The sequence below is a fragment of the Streptomyces sp. NPDC027185 genome (genome assembly GCF_055567035.1).
Map to the genome: position 1 here is coordinate 100,407 of NZ_JBVHRF010000003.1, position 26,984 is coordinate 127,390.

At 72.0% G+C, this 26,984-nt stretch carries 18 protein-coding genes; 12 read left to right on the plus strand and 6 right to left on the minus strand.

Features of this window, described 5'->3' with window-relative positions; genetic code table 11:
- Window positions 1-19 precede the first annotated feature (19 nt).
- Window positions 20-2,533, minus strand: coding sequence for a DEAD/DEAH box helicase (locus ACZ4M8_RS10870; RefSeq protein WP_467605514.1), 2,514 nt, complete (start codon window positions 2,531-2,533; stop codon window positions 20-22).
- A 133-nt stretch (window positions 2,534-2,666) separates the two neighbouring features.
- Between ACZ4M8_RS10870 and ACZ4M8_RS10875 the strand changes: the two genes are divergently transcribed.
- Window positions 2,667-3,458 carry a metal-dependent hydrolase gene (locus ACZ4M8_RS10875; RefSeq protein ID WP_467605516.1) on the plus strand — a complete coding sequence of 264 codons (792 nt, stop codon included), beginning with the start codon at window positions 2,667-2,669 and terminating at the stop codon, window positions 3,456-3,458.
- Window positions 3,459-3,712: 254 nt separating this feature from the next.
- Here the strand turns inward: ACZ4M8_RS10875 and ACZ4M8_RS10880 are convergent, their stop codons facing one another.
- Both ACZ4M8_RS10880 and ACZ4M8_RS10885 read right to left on the minus strand, forming a co-directional pair.
- Complete coding sequence (locus ACZ4M8_RS10880; RefSeq protein ID WP_467605518.1) at window positions 3,713-5,494, minus strand: ABC transporter ATP-binding protein; 1,782 nt, start codon at window positions 5,492-5,494, stop codon at window positions 3,713-3,715.
- Complete coding sequence (locus ACZ4M8_RS10885; protein ID WP_467605520.1) at window positions 5,491-7,371, minus strand: ABC transporter transmembrane domain-containing protein; 1,881 nt, start codon at window positions 7,369-7,371, stop codon at window positions 5,491-5,493. The genes ACZ4M8_RS10880 and ACZ4M8_RS10885 overlap by 4 nt, the downstream gene beginning before the upstream one ends.
- A gap of 496 nt (window positions 7,372-7,867) precedes the next feature.
- Here ACZ4M8_RS10885 and ACZ4M8_RS10890 point away from each other — a divergent pair, with 496 nt between their 5' ends.
- Entirely contained in the window at window positions 7,868-8,626 is a 759-nt protein-coding gene (locus ACZ4M8_RS10890; RefSeq protein ID WP_467605521.1) for a L,D-transpeptidase family protein, read from the plus strand.
- Window positions 8,627-8,863: 237 nt separating this feature from the next.
- Here ACZ4M8_RS10890 and ACZ4M8_RS10895 read toward each other — a convergent pair whose 3' ends face one another.
- Window positions 8,864-10,351: a Gfo/Idh/MocA family protein gene (locus ACZ4M8_RS10895; RefSeq protein WP_467605523.1), complete on the minus strand. Its 1,488-nt coding sequence runs from the start codon at window positions 10,349-10,351 to the stop codon at window positions 8,864-8,866.
- A gap of 401 nt (window positions 10,352-10,752) precedes the next feature.
- Here ACZ4M8_RS10895 and ACZ4M8_RS10900 point away from each other — a divergent pair, with 401 nt between their 5' ends.
- Complete coding sequence (locus tag ACZ4M8_RS10900) at window positions 10,753-12,159, plus strand: alpha-amylase (RefSeq protein ID WP_467605525.1); 1,407 nt, start codon at window positions 10,753-10,755, stop codon at window positions 12,157-12,159.
- 40 nt (window positions 12,160-12,199) lie between these two features.
- Here the strand turns inward: ACZ4M8_RS10900 and ACZ4M8_RS10905 are convergent, their stop codons facing one another.
- Both ACZ4M8_RS10905 and ACZ4M8_RS10910 read right to left on the minus strand, forming a co-directional pair.
- Window positions 12,200-15,136, minus strand: a complete 2,937-nt coding sequence (locus ACZ4M8_RS10905) for an FAD-binding and (Fe-S)-binding domain-containing protein (protein ID WP_467605528.1) — start codon at window positions 15,134-15,136, stop codon at window positions 12,200-12,202.
- A 170-nt stretch (window positions 15,137-15,306) separates the two neighbouring features.
- Complete coding sequence (locus ACZ4M8_RS10910; protein WP_467606522.1) at window positions 15,307-15,696, minus strand: MarR family winged helix-turn-helix transcriptional regulator; 390 nt, start codon at window positions 15,694-15,696, stop codon at window positions 15,307-15,309.
- A 205-nt stretch (window positions 15,697-15,901) separates the two neighbouring features.
- Between ACZ4M8_RS10910 and ACZ4M8_RS10915 the strand changes: the two genes are divergently transcribed.
- The 9 genes from ACZ4M8_RS10915 to ACZ4M8_RS10955 all read left to right on the plus strand — a co-directional run bounded on the left by ACZ4M8_RS10915 (window position 15,902) and on the right by ACZ4M8_RS10955 (window position 26,864).
- Window positions 15,902-17,767, plus strand: a complete 1,866-nt coding sequence (locus tag ACZ4M8_RS10915; protein WP_467605529.1) for an ABC transporter ATP-binding protein — start codon at window positions 15,902-15,904, stop codon at window positions 17,765-17,767.
- A gap of 123 nt (window positions 17,768-17,890) precedes the next feature.
- A complete protein-coding gene (locus ACZ4M8_RS10920; protein ID WP_467605532.1) occupies window positions 17,891-18,277 on the plus strand; it encodes a DoxX family protein in 387 nt (128 codons plus the stop codon).
- 164 nt (window positions 18,278-18,441) lie between these two features.
- Entirely contained in the window at window positions 18,442-19,746 is a 1,305-nt protein-coding gene (locus ACZ4M8_RS10925; protein ID WP_467605534.1) for an MFS transporter, read from the plus strand.
- An 892-nt stretch (window positions 19,747-20,638) separates the two neighbouring features.
- Window positions 20,639-21,217 carry a Pycsar system effector family protein gene (locus ACZ4M8_RS10930; protein WP_467605536.1) on the plus strand — a complete coding sequence of 193 codons (579 nt, stop codon included), beginning with the start codon at window positions 20,639-20,641 and terminating at the stop codon, window positions 21,215-21,217.
- A gap of 90 nt (window positions 21,218-21,307) precedes the next feature.
- On the plus strand, window positions 21,308-21,970 hold the full coding sequence (locus tag ACZ4M8_RS10935; RefSeq protein WP_467605539.1) for a Crp/Fnr family transcriptional regulator: 663 nt from the start codon (window positions 21,308-21,310) through the stop codon (window positions 21,968-21,970).
- Between the two features lie 131 nt (window positions 21,971-22,101).
- The gene (locus ACZ4M8_RS10940; protein ID WP_467605540.1) at window positions 22,102-22,890 is read left to right on the plus strand and encodes a hypothetical protein; all 789 of its coding nucleotides are present in this window, start codon (window positions 22,102-22,104) and stop codon (window positions 22,888-22,890) included.
- Between the two features lie 355 nt (window positions 22,891-23,245).
- Window positions 23,246-25,333: a hypothetical protein gene (locus ACZ4M8_RS10945; protein ID WP_467605542.1), complete on the plus strand. Its 2,088-nt coding sequence runs from the start codon at window positions 23,246-23,248 to the stop codon at window positions 25,331-25,333.
- Window positions 25,334-25,485: 152 nt separating this feature from the next.
- A complete protein-coding gene (locus ACZ4M8_RS10950) occupies window positions 25,486-26,037 on the plus strand; it encodes a hypothetical protein (RefSeq protein WP_467605544.1) in 552 nt (183 codons plus the stop codon).
- A gap of 659 nt (window positions 26,038-26,696) precedes the next feature.
- The gene (locus tag ACZ4M8_RS10955) at window positions 26,697-26,864 is read left to right on the plus strand and encodes a hypothetical protein (protein ID WP_467605547.1); all 168 of its coding nucleotides are present in this window, start codon (window positions 26,697-26,699) and stop codon (window positions 26,862-26,864) included.
- Window positions 26,865-26,984: the final 120 nt, after the last annotated feature.

Sequence of the window (26,984 nt, forward strand, 5' to 3'; positions counted from 1 at the left end):
GCGGCTCGCCGCATCCCGCTCACAGCTGCCCCACCTCCGTGACCCGCACCACCGCGCGTCCCTCCTCGTCGGAGGCGGCGAGATCGACCTCGGCGGAGATGCCCCAGTCATGATCGCCGTTCGGGTCGGCGAAGGTCTGCCGCACCCGCCACAGACCGTGCTCCGCGTCCTCCTCGATCCGCAGCAGCTTCGGACCGCGCGCGTCCGGGCCGGTGCCCAGCTCGTCGTACTCGTCCCAGTAGGCGTCCATCGCCTCGCCCCAGGCGTCGGCGTCCCATCCGGAGTCCGCGTCCAGCTCGCCCAGCTCCCCGACCTTGTCCAGCGCCGCGAGTTCCACCCGACGGAACATCGCGTTGCGGACCAGCACCCGGAACGCCCGCGCGTTCGCCGTGACCGGGCGGACCTGATCGGCGCGCTCCGCGGCCTCCTCCGCCGTCTCCGTCTCCGGATTGGCCAGCTGCTCCCACTCGTCCAGGAGGCTGGAGTCCACCTGCCGCACCATCTCGCCCAGCCAGGCGATGATGTCCTCGAAGTCCTCGGACTTGAGATCGTCGGGGACGGTGTGGTCCAGCGCCTTGTACGCACTCGCCAGGTACCGCAGCACGATGCCCTCGGTCCGCGCCAGCTCGTAGAAGGACGTGAACTCCGTGAAAGTCATGGCGCGTTCGTACATGTCGCGGATGACCGACTTCGGCGACAGCGGGTGGTCGCCGACCCACGGGTGGCTGTGGCGGTACAGCCCGTACGCGTGGAAGAGCAGGTCCGCCAGCGGCTTGGGGTACTCGACGTCCATGAGCCGCTCCATGCGGTCCTCGTACTCGACGCCGTCGGCCTTCATCTGCGCGACCGCCTCGCCGCGCGCCTTGTTCTGCTGGGCCGCGAGGATCTGCCGCGGATCGTCCAGCGTGGACTCCACGACCGACACCATGTCCAGCGCGTACGACGGCGACTCCGGGTCCAGCAGGTCGAACGCCGCGAGCGCGAACGTCGACAGCGGCTGGTTCAGCGCGAAGTCCTGCTGGAGGTCGACGGTCAGACGGACGATGCGGCCCTCCGCGTCCGGCTCGTCCAGCCGCTCGACGATGCCGCCGTCCAGCAACGACCGGTAGATCGCGATGGCCCGCCGGATGTGCCGCAACTGATTGCGGCGCGGCTCGTGGTTGTCCTCCAGCAGCCGGCGCATCGCCTCGAACGCGTTGCCCGGCCGGGCGATCACGGACAGCAGCATCGTGTGCGTCACCCGGAAACGCGAGGTCAGCGGCTCGGGATCGGAGGCGATCAGCTTCTCGAAGGTGTTCTCACCCCAGTTGACGAACCCCTCGGGCGCTTTCTTCCGCACGACCTTGCGGCGCTTCTTCGGATCGTCGCCCGCCTTCGCCAGCGCCTTCTCGTTCTCGACGACATGATCGGGAGCCTGCGCCACGACGAAGCCCGCGGTGTCGAACCCGGCCCGGCCGGCCCGCCCCGCGATCTGGTGGAACTCCCGGGCCCGCAGCGTCCGCACCCGGGTGCCGTCGTACTTGGTCAGCGCGGTGAACAGCACCGTCCGGATGGGCACGTTGACGCCCACGCCCAGCGTGTCCGTTCCGCAGATCACCTTCAGCAGGCCGGCCTGCGCCAGCTTCTCGACGAGCCGCCGGTACTTGGGCAGCATCCCCGCGTGGTGCACGCCGATGCCGTGCCGGACGTAACGCGACAGGTTCCGCCCGAACTTCGTGGTGAACCGGAAGTTCCCGATGAGCTTGGCGATCTCGTCCTTCTCGGCGCGGGTGCACATGTTGATGCTCATCAGCGCCTGCGCCCGCTCCACGGCCGCCGCCTGGGTGAAGTGCACGATGTAGACCGGCGACTGATGGGTCTCCAGCAGCTCGGTCAGCGTCTCCGTCATCGGCGTCGCCCGGTACTCGTACGACAGCGGAACGGGCCGGGTCGCCGACCGCACCACCGACGTCGGCTTGCCGGTGCGCCGGGTCAGGTCCTCCTCGAACCGCGACATGTCGCCGAGCGTCGCGGACATCAGGATGAACTGTGCCTGCGGCAGCTCCAGCAGCGGGATCTGCCAGGCCCAGCCACGGTCCGGCTCCGCGTAGAAATGGAACTCGTCCATCACGACCTGGCCGATGTCGGCGTCCTTGCCGTCCCGCAGGGCGATGGAGGCGAGCACCTCGGCGGTGCAGCAGATCACCGGGGCGTCCGCGTTCACGGACGCGTCGCCCGTGAGCATGCCGACGTTCTCCGTACCGAACAGCTTGCACAGATCGAAGAACTTCTCCGACACCAGCGCCTTGATCGGCGCCGTGTAGAAGGTGACCTGGTCGTGGGCGAGCGCGGTGAAGTGGGCGCCGGCCGCCACCAGGCTCTTACCGGAGCCGGTCGGGGTCGACAGAATGAGGTTCGCGCCCGAGACCACTTCGATCAGCGCCTCCTCCTGGGCAGGGTAGAGCGTGATGCCCTGCTGCTCGGCCCAGCTCGAAAAGGCTTCGAAAAGGGCATCGGGGTCGGCGTCTTTCGGCAAATGATCGATGAGGGTCACGCCCCCATACTGCCTGGCCCCGGCCGGTATCCGGGAACCGGCCGCTCATATGGAGATCATCTGGCGTTACGCTGTGTGGCCGACCAGGCGTCACAGAGACCGGACACCGTAATTCAAGGGGTGGGGAACGACCATGATGGGACCGGCGCATTCGCTGTCCGGGGCCGCGGCCTGGCTGGGGGTGGGGGCGGCTGCCGGAGCGGCCGGGTATCCGATGCCCTGGCCCGTGCTCGTCTGCGGCGCCCTGATCTGCGCCGGGGCGGCGCTCGCCCCCGACCTGGACCACAAGTCCGCCACCATCTCGCGCGCCTTCGGACCGCTGTCACGGATGGTCTGCGACGTGGTCGACAAGCTCTCGCACGCCGTGTACAAGGCGACGAAGATGCGCGGCGACTCCCATCGGGCGGGCGGTCACCGCACGCTCACCCACACCTGGCTCTGGGCCGTCCTCGTCGGCGGCGGTATGTCGCTCCTCGCCGTCCAGGGTGGCCGGTGGGCGGTGCTGGGCATCCTCTTCGTCCACATGGTGCTGGCCATCGAGGGGCTGCTGTGGCGCGCCGCCCGGGTCTCCAGCGACATCCTGGTGTGGCTGCTGGGCGCCACCATGGCGTGGATCCTGGCAGGCATCCTCGACCAGCCGGGCAACGGCGCCGGATGGCTGTTCACCGAGCCGGGGCAGGAGTACCTCTGGCTGGGCCTGCCGATCGTCCTCGGCGCGCTGGTGCACGACATCGGCGACGCCCTGACAGTGTCGGGCTGTCCGGTCCTGTGGCCCATCCCGATAGGCCGCAAGCGCTGGTACCCGGTCGGTCCGCCGCAGGTCATGCGGTTCCGCGCCGGAAGCTGGGTCGAGCTGAAGATCCTCATGCCCGCGTTCATGCTCCTCGGCGGCATCGGCGCGCTCGGGGCGCTCGGCTACGTCTGACCTGCCGCCGCGGGCGGGCGACGTGGCTCCCGGCAGCGCGATCCGGTTCCCCCGGCGGCGCACCGGTCCCGCCGCCCGCCGGGCCCGGTCCGGCCGAGGCCCGTCGCCAGTGTGCCGCCCGGCTCCCGCGCCGGTACCGTCCGGGCCCGGTCCCCGCTCCGGCGGATCACCCGGCCCGGCGCCGCCCGGCCGCCGCACCCGCCGGGCCGGCCGGTGGTCCACCCGCTCCGTCCGGCGGATGGCCGCCCCGTGCCTCAGCCGTGCCAGGAACGCCACAACGCCGCGTACGCGCCGTCGGCGGCGACCAGCTCCTGGTGGCTGCCGAGTTCACTGATCCGGCCGCCCTCGACCACCGCGATCAGATCCGCGTCATGGGCGGTGTGCAGCCGGTGGGCGATGGCGACCACCGTCCGGCCGTCCAGCACCTGCCCCAGCGACCGTTCCAGATCCCGGGCCGCGCGCGGGTCCAGCAGCGACGTCGCCTCGTCGAGGACGAGGGTGTGCGGATCGGCCAGCACCAGCCGGGCCAGCGCGATCTGCTGCGCCTGCGCGGGCGTGAGCGGGTGCCCGCCCGAGCCGACCTCGGTGTCCAGCCCGCCGGGCAGCGCCCGCGCCCAGCCGTCGGCGTCGACGGCCGTCAGCGACGCCCACAGCTCTTCCTCGGTGGCGGCGGTGCGGGCCAGCAGCAGATTGTCACGGAGCGACCCCACGAAGACGTGATGCTCCTGGTTGACCAGCGCCACATGGGAGCGGACCCGCTCGGCGGGCATCGCGGACAGCTCCGCGCCGCCGAGCGTCACCGAACCGGTGCGGGGACCGTAGATCCCGGCCAGCAGACGGCCGAGCGTCGACTTCCCGGCCCCGGACGGGCCCACCAGCGCGAGCCGGCTGCCGGGCCGTACCCGCAACGACACCTCGTGCAGTACGTCCACGCCCGGCCGGTAGCCGAAGCGCACCCCGTCGGCGTGGACGTCCCGACCCTCGGGGACGAGCGCCGGGTCGGTGGCGTCCGGCGCGATCTCCCGCACCCCGACGAGCCGGGCGATGGACACCTGGGCCACCTGCAGCTCGTCGTACCAGCGCAGGATCATGTCGACCGGCTCGGTCATCATCTGCGCGAGCAGCGCACCGGTCGTGAGCTGCCCGGGGGTGATCCAGCCTTCGAGGACGAAGACACCGCCGAGGATCAGCACCGTGCCGTGGAGCAGTACGTACGACATGTTGATGACGGGGAAGAAGACCGACCGGAGGTAGAGCGTGTACCGCTCCCAGCGGGTCCACTCGTACACCCGCCGGTCGGAGAAGGCCACCCGCCGCCGGCCCAGGCGGTGCGCCTCGACGGTGCGGCCCGCGTCGACGGTCTCGGTGAGCGCGGCGGCCACCGCCGCGTACCCGGCGGCCTCGGACCGGTAGGCGCGGGGTGCCCGCGCGTAGTACCAGCGGCAGCCGAGGATCAGCAGCGGGAGCGCGAGGGCGACGGACACGGCGAGCGGCGGCGCGGTGACCACCAGCCCGCCCAGCAGCAGGGCGATCCAGACCACCCCGATGGCGAGTTGGGGCACGGCCTCCCGCATCGCCTCGGAGAGCCGGTCGATGTCCGTGGTGATACGGGACAGCAGGTCGCCGGTGCCCGCCTTCTCCAGGACACCCGGCGGCAGCGCCACCGACCGTACGAGGAAGTCCTCCCGCAGGTCCGCCAGCATCTGTTCACCGAGTACGGCTCCGCGCAGCCGGACGATGCGGACGAAGACCGTCTGCGCCAGAAGCGCGGTGAGGAAGAGCGCGACGGTGACGCCGAGCGGGATCGAGGTGGCGCCGCGGGCGAGGTCCTCGACGAGCCCGCCGAGGAGGTAGGGGCCGGTCATCGACGCGACGACCGCCGCGGTGTTGACGCCGATGAGCAGGGCGAACGCGCGGCGGTGCCGACGCAGCAGCCCGGCGACGTAGGACCGCACCGTCGCCGGGGAGCCGACCGGCAGGGTGGGTGCGGTCTGCGGGGCGTCCGGATCGTGTTCCGGCGGGGCCAGGCCGATCATGCGGTCTCCTCGATCGGTGCGGTACGGGCGGTGGTGTCCGCGGGCCGGGGCCCATCGCCGTCCGGGAGGTCGGGCGGCGTGGTGTCACGGGTGACGACGGCGCGGTACGCCGGGCAGGTGCGGAGCAGTTCGCGGTGCGGGGCGGCGGCGACGAGCGAGTCACCGCGGAGGAGGACGACCTCGTCCGCCCGGTCCAGGAGCAGCGGGCTGGAGGTGAGGACGACGGTGGTGCGGCCGGTGCGCAGGGCACGCAGTCCGTCGGCGATCCGTGCCTCGGTGTGCGCGTCGACGGCGCTGGTCGGCTCGTCCAGGACGAGGACCTCGGGGTCGGCGACCAACGACCTGGCGAGGGCCAGACGCTGGCGCTGGCCGCCGGAGAGGGACCGGCCGCGTTCGGTGATACGGGTCGCTTCCGGGTCGCCGGAGGCGTCGGCCGATGCCTGGGCCAACGCGGCCAGCACATCGCCGCACTGGGCCGCGTCGAGTGCCTCGGCGGCCTCGACCCGGCCCGAGGCGGGGACGTCGAGGAGGTCGCCGAGGGTGCCCGAGAGGAGGGTGGGGTCCTTGTCCTGGACGAGTACGGCGGCGCGCGCCGTCTCACGCGGCACGTCATCGAGCGGGACGCCGCCCAGGAGGACGGAGGGGCGGGGCCCACCGGGGGACGGCGGAACGGCGTCGGGGCCGGAGCCGCTGTCCGGTGCTTCGGCGTCGGATGCTTCGGCGTCCGGCGCGTGGCCGCCGAGGCGGTCGGCGAGGCGCCCGGCGGCGTCGGGATCGCCGCAGACCACGGCGGTCAACCGGCCCGCGGCGGCGGTCAGTCCGGTCACCGGGTCGTGCAGGTCTCCGGTGAGCGGGGCGTCAGGGGCGAGACGCCTTCCGGCCGGACGGGCCAGGGCCAGCACCCGGGCGGCGCGGTCGGCGGAGGGACGGGCGAAGGAGTACGCCATGGCCGTCTCCTCGAAATGGCGCAGCGGGAAGAGGAGGAAGGTGACGGCGCTGTAGACGGTGACCAGTTCGCCGACCGCGATCCGGCCCTGGAGGGCGAGGTGGACGCCGTACCAGACCACCGCGACGAGCAGCAGACCCGGGAGGGCGACCTGGACGGCGGAGATGAGCGACCACATGCGGGCGCTGCGGACCGCGGCCCGGCGCTGTTCCTGGGAGGCGGCGCGGTAGCGGTCGAGGAAGAGGTCCTCGCCGCCGATGCCGCGCAGGACGCGCAGCCCGGCGACGGTGTCGGCGGCGAGTTCGGTGGCGCGTCCGGCCTTGTCGCGCTGGGCGTCGGCGCGTCGGGTCGCGGGCGGCAGCAGCGGCAGCACCGCCAGGGCGATGACGGGGGCGCCGACGGCGACGACGGTGCCGAGGGCCGGTTGGTAGAACACCAGGGCGACGCAGACGCCGACGGAGGTGACGGCGGCGGCGCCGAACCGGGAGACGCCTTCGACGAGCCAGCCGATCTTCTCCAGGTCACCCGTACCCACGGCCGTGATCTCGCCGGAGGCGACCCGGCGGGTGAGGACGGCCCCCATGGCGGTGGCCCTGCGGGCGAGGAGCTGCTGCATCCGGGCGACCGCGGTGATCCAGTTGGTCACCGCCGCCCGGTGCAGCATCGTGTCGCCGAGGGCGACGAGCACGCCCAGAACGGCCAGCAGACCGCCGGCGAGGGCGAGTCGGGAGCCGGAGCGGTCGACGACCGCCTGGACGGCGAGGCCGACGGGCACCGGGAAGGCGGCCTGCGCGCCGGTGTGCACCAGCCCCCAGAAGAGGGCTTTGAGCTGGCCGCCCAGTTGGGTGCGGTAGAGCCAGCGGAGAAGTGAGCCGCCGCTGCGGACGTCGGGTTCGCCGGGATCGGTGTAGGGAAGGTCGCGAATCTGCATGGTGTCCAGAGGCGTTGAGGCGGGGCGCCGGGTACGGCGCGCGGGCGGCGGCGGGCCGGATACGGCCCTGACGGTCGGGGGCGGAGCGGGGCCCGCTCTTCGTACGGTCGGGGGCGGAGGCGGGTACGGCCCCGGCGGTGGGGCGGGCGCGGTCGGGGGCCGTGGGGGGGGCGGCGGCGGGTCGCGGGGCGGGGAGCGGAACGGGGGCGGTGTGCCGTGGTGCCCGGTGTGCGCGCTCGCCGCCGGCCGGTCCGGTGCCGGTCGGGCCGGCACCGGGCGAGTGCGCGCACCGGACGCCGCGGCTCCCGCCGGGCGGGCGGATGACGCGGCGTCGCGGACTTGCTCAGGCAGGCTGACGTGGTGCCCGGCCGATTTCAAACGGTTTTTCCGCGGCGCGGGCCGTCCAGGACGGTTCCACGTCGGATGACGGTCCGTGACGGGTGTCCGAGCGGGCCGCGGCTGAGGCATTGTCGGTGGTGGGTGGGAGCATGGGGACATGCGATGTGCGGGTGGAGTGATGCGGGCCGTGGCGTCGGCCGCGGCGGGGCTGGTGCTGCTGGTGGGCTGCGGCTCCGCCGGTCAGGGCGCCGGCCGGGGCGATGACCACGCCGGCGGCCGGGCCTCCGGCCGGCACGGCGGCGCGACCGGCACGGACGCCGCCCGCGCCGCGCCGCTCACCCGTGTCCCCGGTGTCGGCCCGGAGCTGCGCGCCCAAATCCCCGCCGCCTCGCGGCAGGTCGTCGCCGTCTACGGCCGCGGCGCCGACTCCCCGGACGCCACGCTCGTGCTGTACGAAAAGGGCGCCAATGGCTGGGAGAAGAAGGGGAGTTGGGCGGCGCACAACGGGCGGCGCGGCTGGACGACGGGCCATCACGAGGGCGACAGGCGCAGCCCGGTCGGGGTGTTCACGCTGACCGACGCGGGCGGGGTGCTCGCCGACCCCGGGGCCCGGCTGCCGTACACGCACACGGCGGCGTTCACCCCGCCCGCGTACTGGTCGAAGAACACCCGGCACGACTTCGACTACGTCGTCGCCGTGAACTACAACCGTGTCCCGGGCCGGTCGCCGCTGGATCCCGAGCGGCCCGAGGGGCAGGCCAAGGGCGGCGGGATATGGCTGCATCTCGACCACGGCAGCGGCACCTCGGGATGCGTCAGCATCGCCAAGGAGGGCATGGCGGCGCTGCTCCGCACCCTCGATCCGGCCCGCTGCCCGGTCGTGGTGATGGGCGACCGGGCCCACCTCGCAGGATGAGGCGCGGGCCCGGTCGCCGCGGTCCGGGCCCGGCGCCGCCCCCCCCCGGGAAGGCTTTCCCCGCGCTCCCGGGCCCCGTGGGGCCGTGGCGACCGGCGCCGCCCCGCGTGGTGCTGTCGCTCTCTCCACGGAGATCCGGACCGGCCCGGCGCGGGGCGGAATCCCGCGCTGGGCCGGCACCGGGCGCCGGGCGCCGGGACCTGACCCGTGGCGACCGGAAGGCCCCACGGGCCCGCGCTATTCCGCGGGCTTCTCCGGGTCGACGGGCTTCTCCGAGTCCATCCCGGGCCGCGCCTTCCTCCAGTGGCCGCGGGTGAAGTCGGGGATCTCCTGGGGTGCGCCGCCCGCCCTGATGGAGGCGTCGCTCAGCGGGACGGGGGCGGTCCAGGTCGCCGCGTCGTAGACGTCGAAGTCGGGTACGAGGCCGAGCCGCATGCACTGCATCAGGCGGAAGACCAGCATGTAGTCCATACCGCCGTGGCCGCCGGGCGGGTTGGCGTGCTCCTTCCAGAGCCAGTGGTCCCACTCCGCGTACTTGCCGAAGTCGCCCCACTCGTCGTTGCTGTGGTCGGGCTCGATGTAGATGCGTTCCGGGTAGTCCTCGAAGACGCCCTTGGTGCCGCCGAGGCTGTTGATCCGGCTGTAGGGGTGCGGGGTGGAGACGTCGTGTTCGAGGCGGATGACGCGGCCCTTGGCGGTCTGTACGAGGCTGATCGTCCGGTCGCTCTCGATGTACGACTCCTTCCAGCTCGGGTCGCCGGGCGGCATGTGCTCCTTGCGGTACGCGGCCAGGCCCAGTGCGGGGGTGCCGAAGCTGGCGATGCGGACCGCGCGGTCACCGCGGTTGACGTCCATGTAGTTGGCGACCGGACCGAAGCCGTGGTTGGGGTAGAGGTCACCGCGGAGCCGGGTGTGCCACAGGCGGCGCCAGGGCCCCTCGTAGTACTCCGGGTCGAACATCAGGCCGCGCAGATCGTGGTTGTAGGCACCGGCGCCGTGCAGCAGATCGCCGAAGAGCCCGGCGTGGGCCATGCGCAGCACCCGCATCTCGTTCCTGCCGTAACAGCAGTTCTCCATCTGGAAGCAGTGTCTGCGGGTGCGTTCGGAGAGGTCGACCAGTTCCCACAGCTGGTCGATGCGGAGGGCGAGCGGGCACTCCACGCCGACGTGTTTGCCGTGGCGCAGCGCGGTCGCGGCCATGTCGAAGTGGCGGTCCCACGGGGTGGCCGCGTAGACGAAGTCGATGTCGCTGCGGGCGCAGAGGTGGACGAAGTCCTCCTCGCCGTTGACGTAGACGGCGGGCGCGGGCTGTCCGGCGTCGGTGACCTTCTTGGCGGCGCGGGCGGTCTTCTCCTTGACCGGGTCGCAGAGGGCGACGACGCGGACGCCGGGGACCGCCAGGAAGAGGTCGATCATGCTGCCGCCGCGGTTGCCCAGCCCGATGATGCCGACGCGTACGGTGCGGCGCGGTGCGAACGGCACCCCGATCATGGTCCTGCCCCTGGCCGCCGGAGCTGCCGCGCCGGATGCCGTGGCGGGACCGCCGGCGGGGGACGCGGCCGCCGCCCGGCCCGCCGTGAGCTGGCCGAGACCGAGACCGGCTCCCGCGGCGCCCGCGGTCCACAGGACCGAACGGCGGCTGGGCAGGGAGTCGTCGGCGGGGGAGTCCGCGGCGGGGTGGCCGCCGGAGGGTGACGCCTGGTTCTGCGAATGGGCCTCGTTCATCGGTCCTCCAGGAGAGCGGATGGCGGGGTACCTACGTGAACCTCGCCCAGGACCCTGGCGGTTGGGCGGCCGACGGCACAAGGGGGCCGGTTGGACGGAATGTTCGGGTACTTGGACTTCTCGCCCGAGCCCCGGCCCGCGGCGCGGGGGCCCGGCCCGGGGCGGACCGTCCGGGCGGTGTGTCCCGCCCGAGGTGTGCGCCGCGCCCGGCGCCCCTTCTCACACGTTCCGACCATCCTGCAATCTCTTGCGTAAACATCTGAAAAAACTTGCGACGAACCTTGACGTGTCCACGGAAGGGCGGCAGGCTCCGACGCGGAATCCCCCCATGGCGGCCTGGCGCGTGGCTGCTTGTTCCCGGGCGCGGCCCGTCCGCGTCCGTTCGACGAAGGAGCCGCAAGATGCAGCAACGTTCCCGAGTGCTGGGCGGGACGCTGGCCGGTGTGCTGGCCGCCGCCGGCCTCACCGCGTTCATGCCCTGGCCGTCCCAGGCCACCCCGGCCGAGCAGCGCCCGGCCGCCGCCCCCGCCGCGGAGAAGACGGTCACCGCCACCCTCTTCGAGCGCCCGTTCGCGGAGGTCGCCAAGGCGTGCACCGATCAACTCGGCCCGGCGGGCTACGGCTACGTCGAGGTCTCACCCGCCTCCGAGCACATCAAAGGTGACCAGTGGTGGACCTCCTACCAGCCCGTCAGCTACAAGATCGCCGGACGGCTCGGTGACCGCGACGCCTTCGCGGCGATGACGAAGGCGTGCCACGCGGCCGGCGTCAAGGTCATCGCGGACGCCGTCATCAACCACATGACCTCCGGATCCGGGACCGGCACCGGCGGCACGCAGTACACCAAGTACGCCTACCCCGGCGTCTACCAGGACCAGGACTTCCACGGCTGCCGTAAGAACATCTCCGACTACGGCAACCGCGACGACGTGCAGAACTGCGAACTGGTGGGCCTCGCCGACCTCGACACCGGCAGCGACGCGGTCCGCGGCAAGATCGCCGCGTACCTCGACGACCTGCGCACCCTGGGCGCCGACGGTTTCCGGATCGACGGTGCCAAGCACATGGCCGCCGACGACATCGCCGCCGTCAAGGCGAAGATGAGCCAGGACCCCGGGTACTGGGTCAGCGAGGTCATCGCCGGTGGCGGCGAGGCCGTCAAGCCCGAGGAGTACACCGGTATCGGGGACGTCGACGAGTTCCGCTACGGCACCCACCTCAAGAGCGCCTTCCAGGGGCGGAACATCGCGCAACTGAAGTCCGTCGCGGACGGCAAGCTCCCCGGTGACAAGGCCCGTACCTTCGTCGACAACTGGGACACCGAGCGCAACGGCTCCACGCTCACCTACAAGGACGGCGACCGCTACACGCTCGCCAACGTCTTCCTGCTCGCCTCGCCGTACGGTTCGCCGAACGTCTACTCCGGCTACACCTGGGACGACAAGGACGCGGGGCCGCCCTCCGGCGGCGACGGCTGGACGGACGAGCACGCCGCCACCGCCGTCACCGGGATGGTCGGCTTCCGCAACACCGTCGGCTCGGCGGAGCTTGCCAACTGGTGGGACAACGGCGGCGACGCGCTCTCCTTCAGCCGCGGCGACGCCGGTTTCGTGGCCCTCAACGACGGCGACGGTGACCTCTCCCGCACCTTCACCACCGGGCTGCCCGCCGGTACGTACTGCAACGTGGCGGCGGCCGAACCCGGGGACTGCGCGGGCCACACCGTCACCGTCGGCGACGACGGCACCGCGGAGCTGACCGTACCGGCACGGAGCGCGGTGGCGCTGCACACCGGCGCCAAGGGCTGATCCGCGCGAGGGGGCGCGCCCGTCCACCGGGCGCGCCCCCTCAGTCGCCGTCCGGCCGCGTCGCCCGTTCCAGCTCGGTCAGCACCGAGCGGTAGCGCGGCGTGCCGAGCGCGTGGTCCATGCCGACCTCGCACATCCGGTTCGCGGACAGATACGCGTCCCACTCCCGGGCGGCGACCTCGGCGGCTTCCGGTGCGGTCGCCGACTCCGTCAGCTCCCGGTGCAGCATCCCGCGGTCCCCGGCGAACGCGCAGCACCCGGCGTCGTCCGGCACCACCACCTCCTCGGCGCACGCCTCGGCCACCCGCCGCAGCTCCGCCTCGTCGCCCAGATGCTGCATGGAGCAGGTGGGGTGGAGCACCGCGGAGCCGGTACGGCGGTGGACCTCCAGGCGCGGCAGCAACTCGCGGGCGGCCCACACCACCGAGTCGGTGACGGTCAGCTCCGCGTGCAGCGCGCGGTTGGCGGGTGTCAGGTACGGCACCACCTCCCGGGCGATGCCGAGTGTGCAGGACGACGCGTCGACGATCAGCGGCAGCCGTCCGCCGGCCGTCCAGCCCCAGGCCGCCTCGACGATGCGGTTGGCCATCACGACGTTGCCCCGGTCGTAGCCCTTGGAGTGCCAGATCGTGGCGCAGCACGTACCGGTCACACCGGGCGGGATCCACACCGGCGTACCGGCCCGCCGCGCGAGCGTGACCACCGCCTCCGGCAGCGACGGTCCCGGATCGCCCGCCGGGCCGCCGAAGATGCGGTTGACGCACGCCGGGTAGTAGACCGCGCTCGCCGCAGTCCGCTCGGTGGCGGGCAGCTGCCGGGCCGCGGCGCCGGGGATCTGCGGCAGCCAGCCCGGTACGAGATCGGGCCGGACGGCCTTGCGGACGGCGCCGGTGACGCGTTCCAGCAGCCGGTCGTCGAGGTGTCCGGCGGCGGCGACGGCCAGCCGCGCGGCCCGCTCGACGCGTCCGAAGTGCCGGGCCGCGAGCGCCGCCACCCGCTCCTCGCGCGGTGAGTGCCGCCGGTGGCGGAAGTCCTTCATCAGCGCGCCGGTGTCGATCCCCACCGGGCAGGCCAGTTCGCAGGTCGAGTCGCCCGCGCAGGTGTCGACGGCGTCGTAGCCGTACGCGTCGAGCAGCGCGTCGGTGACGCGGGCGGCGGGCGGTTGCCGCAGCATCTCGCGGCGGAGCACGATGCGCTGGCGGGGCGTGGTCGTCAGGTCCTCGCTGGGGCAGGTCGGTTCGCAGAAACCGCACTCGATGCAGGGGTCGGCGATCGCCTCGACGGTGGGGATGGTCTTCAGGCCGCGCAGATGGGCCTCGGGATCGCGGTCGAGGAGGACGCGCGGGGCGAGGATGCCGTGCGGGTCGAGGGTGCGTTTGATCCGCCACATCAACTCCGTGGCGCGCGGCCCCCACTCGCGTTCCAGGAACGGCGCGATGTTCCGCCCGGTGGCGTGCTCGGCCTTGAGGGAGCCGTCGAACCGGTCGGTGACCAGCGTGCAGAACTCCTCCATGAACGCCGCGTAGCGCGCCACGTCGTCGGGGCGGGCCGCGTCGAAGGCGAGCAGGAAGTGGAGGTTGCCGTGGGCGGCGTGCCCGGCGACCGCCGCGTCGAAGCCGTGCCGGGCCTGGAGTTCCAGCAGCGCGGTGCAGGCGTCGGCGAGCCGCTGCGGCGGCACCGCGAAGTCCTCGGTGATCAGCGTGGTGCCGGACGGCCGGGAGCCGCCGACCGCCGTCACGAACGCCTTACGGGCCTTCCAGTAGCCGCCGATCTCCGCGAGGTCGCGGGTGAAGGTGTTGGTGACGGAGGCGACCGGCGCGACCAGCTCCAGACCGTCCAGCAACCGCCCGGCCGCCGCCAGCCGGGCCGCGGCAGCGTCCTCGCCGGACTCCCGGAACTCCACCAGCAGCGCGGTGGTCCCCTTCGGCAGCCGCGCCCAGTCGGCCGGCACCCCGGCCACGCTCACCGACGCCCGCAGCGTGTTGCCGTCCATCAGCTCCACCGCCCGCGCGCCCGCGTCGTTGAAACCGGGCACGGCGGCGGCAGCGGCGCGCAGCGTGGGGAAGAACAGCAGCGCGGTCACCGGATACCGCTCCAGCGGCAGTGTGTCGAAGACGGTCTCCGCGACGAAGGCGAGCGTGCCCTCGGAGCCGACGGCCAGCCCCCGCAGGATCCCGGCGGGCGTCGCGGCGTCCAGGAACGCGTCGAGACGGTAGCCGTTGGTGTTCTTCAGCGTGTACTTGGCGCGGATGAGGGCCACCAGCTCCGCGTCCGCCTCGATCGTCGCCTTGATCCGCAGCAGCCCGGCGCACAGCTCCGGCTCGGCGTGCGCCAGCCGCTCGTCGGCGTCCGCCTCACCGGTGTCGACGAGCGTGCCGGACGGCAGGACGAGCGTCACCGACGCGAGCGTCCGGTAGGAGTTGCGGGTGGTCCCCGCGGTCATCCCCGACGCGTTGTTGGCGACCACCCCGCCGAGGGTGCAGGCGACGGCGCTGGCCGGGTCGGGCCCCAGCACCCGGCCGTGGCGGGCGAGCGCCGCGTTGGCCCGCAGCACCGTCGTCCCGGGCCGGATCCGGGCGCGGGCCCCGCCGTCCAGCACCTCCACGCCCCGCCAGTGCCGCCGCACGTCGACGAGGATGTCCTCGCCCTGCGCCTGCCCGTTGAGGGAGGTCCCGGCCGCCCGGAGGACGACATGGCGGCCCTTGCCGTGGGCGTAGGAGAAGACCGCGGAGATGTCGTCGACGTCCTCGGCGAGGACGACGACCTGCGGGACGAAGCGGTACGGGCTGGCGTCGGAGGCGTAGCGGACGAGGTCGGAGACGGTGTGCAGCACCTTGTCCGCGCCCAGGAGCGCGATCAGGTCGCCGCGCAGCGGTTCCGGGGTGCCGCCAGCGCGCTCCGGGGGGACCCGGTCCGGGGCGGCGCCGCCGCTCGGTTCGGGCCGCAGGGCCTCCGGTCTCGGCTCCAGCAGGGGCATGGGACTCCTCCGGTCGGCTCGTGCCCGCCCGGGGCGCGGCCACGGCGTCCCCGCCCGGCGCGCGACGCCCGGTACGTACCCTCGTGGCATCGTCGGGATCACCCCGATACGCCCAGTATCAGGGCAAACCGTCGCCCGGTGCGGGCAGGCGCGGGGCGCCGCGCGTCCCCTCAGTGGCGCGGTCCCTCCTTGTCGACCAGGGTGGCCAGCAGTCCGCCGAGTACGGTGCGTTGCTCGGGGCTGAGCGGCGCCAGGATGTCCTCCGCGGCGCTGCGGCGCGCACTGCGCAGCGCGTCGAGGGTGGCGCGTCCGGTGGCGGTCAGTTCGACGCGGATCACCCGGCGGTTGGCCGGATCGGGCACCCGGCGGACCGCGCCCTGTGCCTCCAGGGCGTCGACCAGCGTCGTCACCGCACGGGGCACCACCTCCAGACGGGCGGCGAGGTCGGCCATCCGGGGCGGGGTGTCGCCGTGGTGGGCCACCACCCGCAGCAGCCGCGACTGGGCGGGGGTGAAGGCGAGGTCGAGCTGGGCCATGCGGCGTGTCTGGGCACGGTGCATCCGGCGGGTCAGCCGGACCAGTTGCTCGGCGACGTTCGCACCGCCGGGCGCCGGATCGTCCGCCGGGGCCGGTTCCGGCTCGGGGGCCGGGTGGGGAGAGGGCATGCCCAGAGGCTATCAGGAGGGAGTTCATTGTGAGCTTAGGTAACAATGAGCTAGGCTCCGTGAATCACGCGATCCGCACCCGACCTCTCCGAAGGAGCCCATGCGCCGCGACGAACCCGAGTGGACCCCGCCGCCGAAAGATCCCGACGCCCCGGACCAGCCGGTGCAGATCCGGCGGATCCTCGCCCTCTTCCGCCCCTACCGCGCCCGGCTGACCGCCGTCGGTCTGCTGGTCGCCGCCTCCTCCCTGGTCTCGGTCGCCGGACCCTTCCTGCTGCGCGAGATCCTCGACGTGGCCATCCCCGGACGCCGCACCGGCCTGCTCACCCTGCTCGCCCTCGGCATGATCCTCACCGCCGTGACCAACAGCGTCTTCGGCGTCCTGCAGACCCTGCTGTCCACCACCGTCGGCCAGCGCGTCATGCACGACCTGCGCACCTCGGTCTACGCCAAGCTCCAGCGGATGCCGCTGGCGTTCTTCACCCGCACCCGCACCGGCGAGGTGCAGTCCCGGATCGCCAACGACATCGGCGGAATGCAGGCCACCGTCACCTCCACCGCCACCTCGCTGGTCTCCAACCTCACCTCGGTGATCGCCACCGTCATCGCGATGCTCGCCCTCGACTGGCGGCTGACCTGCGTCTCCCTGCTGCTGCTCCCGCTCTTCGTCGGGATCAGCCGCCGGGTCGGCAACGAACGCAAACGGATCACCTCGCAGCGCCAGAAGCAGCTGGCCGCGATGTCCGCCATGGTCACCGAATCCCTCTCGGTCAGCGGCATCCTGCTCGGCCGCACCATGGGCCGCGCCGACTCCCTCACCCGCGGCTTCGCCGACGAGTCCGAGCGCCTGGTCGACCTGGAGATCCGCTCCAGCATGGCCGGACGCTGGCGGATGGCCACCATCGGCATCGTCATGGCCGCCATGCCCGCCCTCATCTACTGGTCCGCCGGACTCGTCCTGCAACTCGGCGGCCCCGCCTTCTCGCTGGGCACCCTCGTCGCCTTCGTCACCCTCCAGCAGGGCCTGCTGCGCCCCACCGTCTCGCTGCTCTCCACCGGCGTGCAGATGCAGACCTCCCTCGCGCTCTTCCAGCGGATCTTCGAATACCTCGACCTGCCCGTCCCGCTGGCCGAACCGGAGCGCCCCGTCCACCTCGCCCGCCCCCGCGGCGACCTCCGCTTCGAGAACGTCTCCTTCACCTACGACACCGCCGCCGCGCCCACCCTGAGCGGTATCGACCTGACCGTCCCGGCGGGCAGCCACCTCGCCGTCGTCGGCGCCACCGGCAGCGGCAAGAGCACCCTGAGCTACCTCGTCCCGCGGCTGTACGACGTGAGCGCGGGCCGGGTCACCCTCGACGGCACCGACGTCCGCGACCTCGGCTTCGACACCCTCGCCCGCGCGGTCGGCGTCGTCTCCCAGGAGACCTACCTCTTCCACGCCTCGGTCGCCGAGAACCTGCGGTTCGCCAAGCCCGACGCGAGCGACGAGGAGATCGAACGCGCCGCCCGCGCCGCCCAGATCCACGACCACATAGCCGCCCTGCCCGACGGCTACGACACCCTCGTCGGCGAACGCGGCTACCGCTTCTCCGGCGGCGAGAAGCAGCGGCTGGCGCTGGCCCGCACCATCCTGCGCGACCCGCCGGTCCTCGTCCTCGACGAGGCGACCAGCGCCCTGGACACCCGCACCGAACACGCCGTCCAGCAGGCCATCGACGCACTCAGCGCGGGCCGCACCACGGTCACCATCGCCCACCGGCTCTCCACCGTCCGCGACGCCGACCAGATCGTCGTCCTCGACCGTGGCCGGATCGCCGAACGCGGTAGCCACGACGAACTCCTCGCCGCCGACGGCCGCTACGCCGCGCTGCTGCGCCGCGACGCCCACCCCGCACCCGACGGCGCCGCGGGTGACCCACGCCTCACCGGTCACCCGGTGCCGCAGGAAGTGACTCGCGGGTAGGGTCGGGCGCGCGGCGGCCGGTTCAACGGTCGGGGCGGCCGCCGCACCCCCGTCCGGCCCGCACCCGCCCGGTGCGCCCGGCCGGGCCCCACCGGCCCCCGGCCCGCCTCTCAGGGAGCACTTGTGGCCGTCACCGTCTCCGCCACCCGTCTGCTGGCCGGTCTCCTCGCCGGTGCGGGCGCCGCCCATTTCGCGCTGCCCCGCCCGTTCGACGCCCTCGTCCCGCGCCGGCTGCCCGGCTCCGCCCGCACCTGGACGTACGCCTCCGGCGCCGCCGAACTCGCCGTCGCCGCGGCCGTGGCGCTGCCCCGCACCCGCCGCGCCGGTGCCCTGGCCGCCGCCGGCCTCTTCGTCGCCGTCCTGCCCGCCAACATCAAGATGGCCCGCGACTGGCGGCACCGCCCGGCCCCGCTGAAGGCCCTCGCCTACGGCCGCGTCCCCGCCCAACTCCCCCTCATCGGACTGGCCCTGCACACCGCGCGGACGGCGGGAGCGCCCTCGGGCCGGTGAGCGCCACCGGGCCCGCCGCCCCCGCGTTCATTGCCGTTTTCTTTCGGCCGCCGCAGACCCTGGCGGCCGGCCGCCCGATCGGTACATGATCGCGGGACGGACCGGCCCGCACCGCGAGCGGCGGCCGGCCACCACGGAACGGACGCGGGACCGAGCGGAGGACCATGCCGAGCGCGGAACACACCGAACCCCTGACGAAGGGGGCGGCCGGCCGACGTCCGTCAGCGGTGCGCCAACTGGCCGCCGCCTCCGTCGGCAACGCCGTCGAGTGGTACGACTGGTACACGTATTCCTTCCTCGCCACCTACATCGCCGCGCAGGTCTTCCCCGAGGACGCGGCGAATCCGCTGGTGCCGCTGCTCTCGACGTTCGCGGTCTTCGCGGTGGGGTTCTTCATGCGGCCCGTCGGCGGGCTGCTGATGGGCGCCGTCGCCGACCGGCGCGGACGCCGTGCGGCGCTGACGGTGACCATTCTTCTGATGGGCGGGAGCAGCCTGCTGGTGGGGCTGACGCCGACGTACGACGCCGCCGGGGTTCTCGCGCCGGTCGTCCTCGTCCTGGCCCGGCTGCTGCAAGGGCTCTCGGTCGGCGGTGAGTTCGCCGCGTCGACCACCTTCCTCGTGGAGTCCGCCGGGCCCGGCCGACGAGGGCTCTTCTCCAGCTTCCAGTACGTGTCGACGACCGCCGGACAGCTCGTCGCGTCCGGCGTCGCGGCGCTGCTCGTCGCGAACCTCGCGCCCGCCACCATGGGCAGCTGGGGCTGGCGGGTCCCGTTCGTGGTGGGCGCGCTCCTGAGCCTCGTGGGCTTCTGGGTCCGGCGCGGCTCGCACGAGACGCGCAGCGAGGAACAGGCGAAGGCGCCCCGCCCCGGCCTCTTCGAGGCGCTGCGCCGCCATCCGCGCGAGTCGCTGCTGATCTGCGGGATCACGGCGGGCGGCACCCTCGCGTACTACACGTGGACGTCGTACCTGCCGACGTACGCGGAGCTCAACGCCGGGGTGACGAAGGCGGACGCGCTGCTGGCGGGCACCCTCTCGCTGACGTTCTTCGCCGTGCTCCAGCCCGTCGCGGGCATGGTGTCCGACCGCTTCGGACGCAAGCCGCTGCTGCTGATGTTCGGGATCGGCTTCGCCGCGCTGTGCGTGCCGCTGCTCCGCGCGCTCGACGACTCCTTCGCCACACTGCTGCTCGTACAGTGCGCGGGCATGATCCTGCTGAGCGGCTTCACGGCCGTCTCGGCGGCGGTGAACGTGGAGACGTTCCCGGCACGGGTGCGCGCCGCGGGCATCGGCTTCCCCTACTCCCTCACCGTCGCCCTCTTCGGCGGTACGGCGCCCTACGTCGGCACCCTGTTCAAGGACCTGGGGGAGGCCGGCCTCTTCCCCGTGTACGTGGCCACGCTGTGCCTGGTCTCCTCCGTCGTCTACCTCCGGCTGCCCGAGACGGCCCACCGGACGCTGGAACGGTGAGGAGGCGGGGGACCGACCGGCTCGGGCGGCGCTTTCGTCGGGGTTGCCGAAGGCACCGACCTACGCACCTACGTTTTGCTTCCCCGAGCGGACTCTTCTGACCTGCGACAACGCTTTTACGGTGACTTTCGGGGCCGTACGCGTTCAGGCAGTCCGGAAGTCCTCATGAAACTGCCCAGCGAGGCCGTTCTCCTCAGAAGCCCCAAGGCGGGGCGCGTAGCGCGTTCCTCGGTGGTTCCGGCCGGTGGTCAGCTACGGGGCACCCGCTTCGCCCAGGCGGGGTGGGTCTGGTGACGGTCACCCATGGATGAGGCATCAGCACGCAGCGGACACCAACCGCGTGCCGGCCCACGCCACGACGGGCAGGTCCTGTTCCTTCACAGCGGTACACCGTCGTCCTGATTAGAGGGCACGCTGTGGGGCGTCACCCGATGTCGTCTACGACCCGGCCTCCGCCTTGTTCGGTCCCGCAGGCGCCGAGCGACCTCATCCCTGTCCGCTACCGCAGCACTCGGGCCGATGGGTCGTCGCCCACCACGCCCTCATATCCCTGCACGGCATCATGCCCGCCCGTACTCCTCCGGATCCGCAGCACCATCGGCCGCCCCCCCCGGCCCGCACCCTCCAGACCGAAGAAGCCCTGGCCTCCGAAGCGGGGCGGAACGTTCTCTCCGCCGATGGTCCGCTGCCCCAGCAGGCATTCAGAAAGCGGAACTGACAGGATTCCCCGCTGCGGGGCGTCGGGACCGATACGGGACGAGGCCGAGCGGCTGGGACGCCACACGTGCTGCGGATCTCCCTGCGGGCGCCCAGTTTTGAGCAGCGACCCCTTCATGGGAAAGCCAGGCTGGGCGGACCGCGCGCAGAGCGCCGAGTCGACCCGGGAGGGACCATGTTTCGCCTTGTTTCCAGGGCACACCGCACACCGAGCTTCGATCGATCTGCCGCATCACGCGCCGGCGGTCCGGTGTCCGAGGCATCGGTCGACCGACTGCGTGCGCTGGGCACGGGGGTCTTCGCCGAGTTGCAGCGTGCCGATGCCAAGGCGGCGATGCTCGCTGCCACGGCCGGGGCCGGGCTGGGTGCCGTCTTCGCGATGGTGACGGCGTTCGCCAAGACCATGCCGCTATGGGGTGTGGTCGGAACGGGATGCGCGAGCGTGTGCTTCGCCCTGTCGATCTGGCAGTGCCTCTCGGCCGTGCGGCCTTCGCTCCGGCCCGGGAACCGGCGGCGACCGGATTGCTATCTCGACTGTGCACAAGCCACAGCGGATGAACTGCTGACCGCTGTGGTGAACCTCTCCGCGTGGGAGGTGGCCCGCGCCGAAAGTCGGCGCGTGACGGAATTGTCGACCCTCGCACAGGCGAAGTTCAGGATGCTGCGGCGGGCAGCCGTCTTCTCACAGCTGGCCGTGGCCGCGGCCTGTCTCGGCGCCGCATGCGTACTCCTCGGCGCTCTCACCGGTACGTGAGGGCGCCGAATATGCTGGTCCCTTCACGGTCCGTTGAGACGGGGGTGCGGGTGGGGACCAGGCGCCTGATGTCTCAGTCTCGGGGAGGGCGTGTTGTACCAGTCCCATCAGGCGTTGCTCGGCGAAGAAACGTGGGCCGCTTTGAAGCGCCTCGCTCCGGAAAGAATCCGCGAGACGCGCAGTTTGCTCCTGCGCCAAGGCGATCCTGCCACCCATGTTCTCCTGCTGAGCCACGGCTCCGCCGCGATCACGCGTCGTGACGGGAGTGGCCAACGGACGCTGCTCGCCGTGCGTGGCGCCGGCGAACTGCTGGGTGAGCTGTCATTGCTCGACGGGGGAGCCCGCAGCGCCACAGTCATCGCGGCCGAGCCCTGCCGGGTCCATACCGTGCCGGCATCCGAATTCAACTCGTTCGTCAGCGACCGCGGTCTGCTGCACAAGCTGATGCGCCATGCGGTGGGGCGTATCAGGGAAGGCGACGAGATCCGCCTGGAGCTGGCCACGGCGCCCGCCGCCGCTCGCCTGGCCGCTGCCCTCCTCCGCCTGGCCGCGGTCTCGGGAGAATCGCCGACCGGCTCCGTCCACATCCGGCTTCCCCAGGAAGAACTGGCCCAACTGATCGGGGCGTCACGTAATTCCGTGGTTCAGCGCCTCGCACCGTGGCGCGCCGAAGGGTGGATCCGTTCCGCGGCCGGCGGAGGACTGGTGGTCGAGGACCTCGGAAGATTGCGCCGGATCGCCGAGAGCCGCTGAGGGGCCCGGCAGGTCGATGAGACCTACGTCATCCGTGGAGTGCCCAGTTCTGGGCAGCGCGACGGATGACAGGCACGCATCATCGTCTCCCACAACCACCGCAGGCATCACCGCCGGAAGGACGTGTCCATATGACAGCCCGTATTGACGACGATGTCCGGGATATACCCGACTATCAGGCCCTCGTCGTGTTCGACATGAAGGGATACAGCAAGGTTCGCTCCCCGTACATGCAGACCACTCGCGACGAGCTCGACAGCATGCTGGCCACGGCTTTCGTGGAAAGTGGCCTCGGGGAGGAATGGCAGCACTGCGCGTACTGGAGCGACACTGGCGACGGCTGCATTCTGGCGATGCCGGTCCGCCGGATGTGGCGCCTGGTCGAGCCGTTGCCGGAAATTCTCGATGGTGTACTGGCCCGGTATGACCGGGAACGGTTCGCCTCCACGCCGGAGATCCGGGTCCGTATGAGCGTGCACCTCGGTCCGGTGTCCGAGAAGTTCCGGGGCGACCCGATCAACGATGCCTGCCGGCTGATCGACAGCGACGCGGCCCGCGACGCGGTGGCGAAAGCCGAGCAACTCGGCTCGTACGTCGCTTTGGTGATCTCCGAAGCGGTTTTCCAGGCCGTCGTGCGAGGAGGACGGACGACCCGGCTGACGGAGCTCGATTTTCTTCTCACGCGTGCGGAAGTCGGCGACAAATACTCCGAACCCGCCTGGGTGCATGTGCCGCGGCGCAGCCCGTCCGCCCTTGGCGTCCCGGCTGCGCAGCCGACGCAGGAAGCCGCCGTCGCACCGGGCGGGCAGTCGGCCCCATCGGTGCCTCGTACCAACACCATCGACACCGTGAACAACTACTTCGACGCGCCCCAGGGGCCGTTGACCTTCACGCAGGACTTCCGGCGTACCGACCGGTGAGTGACCGACACCCCGCTCTGCGTTCAGAGGAGGACCAGTGAACATGAACGAGCCAGTGACCGATGGCGCCACGGGCGAGAACCCGGCGGCGGGCGATGCGCAGCTCCCCGGCGGGTCGGGGAACGCGCCCTCGCCGTCCGCGCCACCGCAGCCGCCTGCCCCGACGCGTCCGGAAGGCGAGCCGTTGATGCCGGACCACGCGGGGACGGGAAGCGCGCCTAAGCCTACGACCGACACCCCCGAGGGCGCAGCAGACCCGGAGCCCAGTCGGAGGCTGCCTCAGGATCCGAACGGGGAGGGACCTGACCCGGCAGGTCCGGGGCAGCAGGCGCAGAGGCCCGAGACGAAGCAGTATGTGCCGATCGCCGCTCTCACCCAGCCCGGTCATCTCCCCTCGATCGGCACCGTCGCCAACCTGATCGCGAGCCCCACGGGGCCTGTGAACATCCAGCAGACCAACGAGGTCCGCACCGCGGATCTGCTGGAAACCGTGGACGTCTCCCGCGAGCAGGTCCTCGCCGACGCTTCCTATGTCGAGGCACAGGAGTGGCAGGAGGCCCGGCGTCGCGGGACGAAGGCGCTGGTTGCGGCGTCCGTGGTCTTCATCGTGGTGCCGCGCCGGTACGGCGCGACGACCTTCTCCCTGCGGATGCTTGCGGAGGAGACCGACTCGCAGGTGACGCTGCAGGTGGTGGAGCCGAGCTGGGACCGCCCGCTGGTGAGCAGGCTCCCGGTGGAGCCCGGTGCCGCCTACCTCCTCGACCTCCAGGACCCGGAGCGGGACCGCGTCGACCGGGCGTTCCTGACCGGTCTCAGCAAACACGCGGACAAGCTGACCAAGGCCGGGTCCCAGCTCGTCCTCACCATCACACCCGAGCTCTGGTCCGCCGTCGCGGGCCAACTGCCCGCCGACATCGAGGTGGTGCGGCTGAGCGCTCACCCGAAGGCCGATCAGGTGGTGCAGCGGCATGTGACCGCCCGCGGGCGTGCGGACCTGCTGCGGTACTTGAACGACCCGCAGGTGCAGGCCGGCATCACCGGCTGGAATCCGGCCCGTGCCGTCTGGCTGGTCGACGAGATGATCGCTCTTGCCGAAGCGGACGCCCGCGCCACCGCGGAGGAGGGAGCCGACCCCACGCAGCGCGAGAGCCACCTGCTCACGGCTGCCCGCGAACTGGCCGAGGGGTGGACCAACGTCCTGAATGTGCGCTTCTCCGGCTCGGGGGGCACAAGGTCACCGGAGGCGAACCACGAGCATGCCGAACCGCTCGACATCGACGACCGCTGCCTGTCCCTCGCCCTCGCCGTACGGGGTTCGGGGCCCGTCACGCAGATCCAGGACGACGCCGAGCGCCTGGTCAATGCGCTCGCCGACGGGAACGCACCGAGTGGCGGGAAGAGCGGCGACCGCAAGGGGAGCCCGGATCTCCGGAAGGTCCTGGGCGGTGTCGGACTGCGCACCCGTTTCCAAGGCATCGGGGCAGAAGTCCGCTTCGGCGAGGCCGAGTTCACCTCGCCCAAGTACGGGGATGCTCTCCTGGCCTATGTCTGGGACCAGTACCACCCTCTGCACGAGCGGCTCGTGGGCTGGATGCTGTCCTGCGGCGGCTCGGACGGTAGCCCGGCCCACGACGACCCGGCCGTACGGGCGCTTCTGGGGGTCCTCACCTACCACCAGGACGACTCGCAACTCGCCGAGATCCGTAAGCAGGGCGCGGCCCAGGGAAAGCGTGCGGTCGCGGCCGCAGTCCTCGCGGGAGCGGCACGGGACGAACACCTGGGCCGGCGGGCCCGGCAATTGCTGTACTCCTGGGCCGATGACCACACGGAAACGCAGCGACTGGTGGTCGCCGTGTGCCGCGAACTCATCGGCGATCAGCCCTTGCCGGCACTGACCAGGCTGCGTCGGGTGGCGGACAACCTCGGCGACGGAGAGGAAGCCCGCAAGGTGACGGCCGAAGTACTGGGCGCCTTCCGGGAAATTGCCCGCAACGCGGAATTGACCGAGTGGTTCGCCACGACGGTCGCTGCGTGGCAGAAGCAGGCAGGGGAGGAAAGCTCACACGCCGTGAGCCTGGGAGCGCTGGCCCTGATGTCTGTTGACGTGGAAGGGCGCCCCTGGCTCCTGACCACCCCTTCGCACAAGCTGGACGTGGCCCTCGCGCTGCGCGGGCTCTTCGTCGACCTCGACCGCAATGCGGTGGTGATCGAGGAGATCTCCCGCTGGATGCGGGCCGACGGCGGGGCGCTGCGGGATCAGGTCCTCACCCTGGTCCAGGAGGCCATTACCCAGCGCGTCGGTTTCCGGGCGCTGGCCAGGCTGTTCACTGAACTGAGCAAGGACCGTACGACCGACGGCGGCAGCACCGGAAACCGGATGGAGGACATCCTCGGGCACGACCCGGATCTCGGCGCCTTCCACCTGGGGGAGCCCTCCGCGTGAGATTCCGTTTCCGCCGCCCGCCCACGTACACCGAACTCACCTTCACCGAGCCGCGGACTCTGCGCAGCGGCACCCCTGGGGTCAGATTCACGGCGATGTTCTCCGCACGATGGTCTCTGGGCGGCGGGGACCACCACACTCCCGAGGCTCTGGTGATCAACGAACTCGTCCGGCTCGCCGGCTCGATCACCAAGGACTGGGAGGCGCTCGACACACAGAGCGCCGAGGACACACTCAACGCGGTGCTCGGCCGGGCCGCTCCGATTCCGCATCTGCCGGGATCGGAGCTCTCCGCACGGGTGCGCTTGACGCTGAGCGCCCAGGCCCGACGTGATGCCGAACAGTACCGGGAGGACAGGAACCGGGTGGACCGGCTGCGGTACCTCAAAAGGCACCTTTACAGCGACCCGGAGATGGTGCTTTTGGACCACCTGGAGAGGCATCCGGAGGACCTGAAGACGGCTGATATCAGGGATTTCCAACGCCTTTCCCGAAGCCTGCGGCTGGGAGGACAATGGTGGTATCCGCTGCTGGACTGCCTGGAAACGCTGACGGTCGAGGCACCCACGCGGCACGGAGACCGCCTGGCGATGAAGTTGTTGTTGCGGGCGTTCAAGGACACACTTCCTGAACTCATCGAAAAGTACGACCTCCAAGGCCTGGCCGACCAGTTGCTGGAGGACCCCGAAACAGAGGGTGTCTAGAACTCCCGCTGCAGTTCGCTGTTCCGGCCCGTGGCAACGGCCTGCGGTGTGTGATCACGGTGCCGTGATGCCGCCAGGGCGGGACACCCTGAACACGCGGCATCGGAACGGCGCTGCCCCCCATCAAGAGGAGTCGAGCTCGAGCTCAAGGGCCCCAGGCCTGGGCCGCTTGCTGAGCTCTCTCGTTGTCATGGCAGGGTGTCGGCGGGAGCAGGAGACATCTGCAGGCTCACCCAGCATGCCCGTCACCACGTGCCGGTCGGTTCTTCCTCCGGCCCCGGGAGCGCTGATCGGGGGCTCCTCGACGAGGCGCGTGTCGTCCCGGCAGCCCTGGGCACCGGTCGCCGGGCATCAGGATCTTCAGTCCATCGTGGAGGGCAGGGACGAGAAGGCGGTGCACGGTGACGCGCCTTGCCGGGCGTCGCCCCGGAGAGCCGCAGGTCCCCCGATGCTCGGGAGCTCCCATGGGCGAGCCGCCGGGGGCGAGAAGCCGTGCCTGCGGCCGGTCCGCCCGTACCACCGGGCAGCGGTGAGGCCCTCATCGAGTCGGTGGTCACAGGTACTGGTGCGGAGGCCGGCGGGGCCCAGGGGAGCGGCGCGTACGGGCAGCGCGGGACCGTCGGCGCGCAGTGGGAAGGCACCCATGACGCAGCCATGCCGTGGCATGCAACTCCCCCCCCCACCCGATCGGCGACGTCGGCGAGCAGGCTGGAGTCGTCCTCGTCTTCCGCGAGCCGTGTCTCGTCGTCCACCTGACGCTGCCGGAGACGGCGCGGCGCCCGCTGGATGCCACGGAACCGGAGCGGACGGCGGCGCCGCAGCCGTAGGCGCACACACGGAGGCGCCGCCCCTCCCTGGGACGGGGAGGGGCGGCGCCGTGGTGCGGTCCGTCAGACGAGCCAGCCCACGAGGTGGACGACGCCGGCGAGCAGGCTGGTGAGGATGTT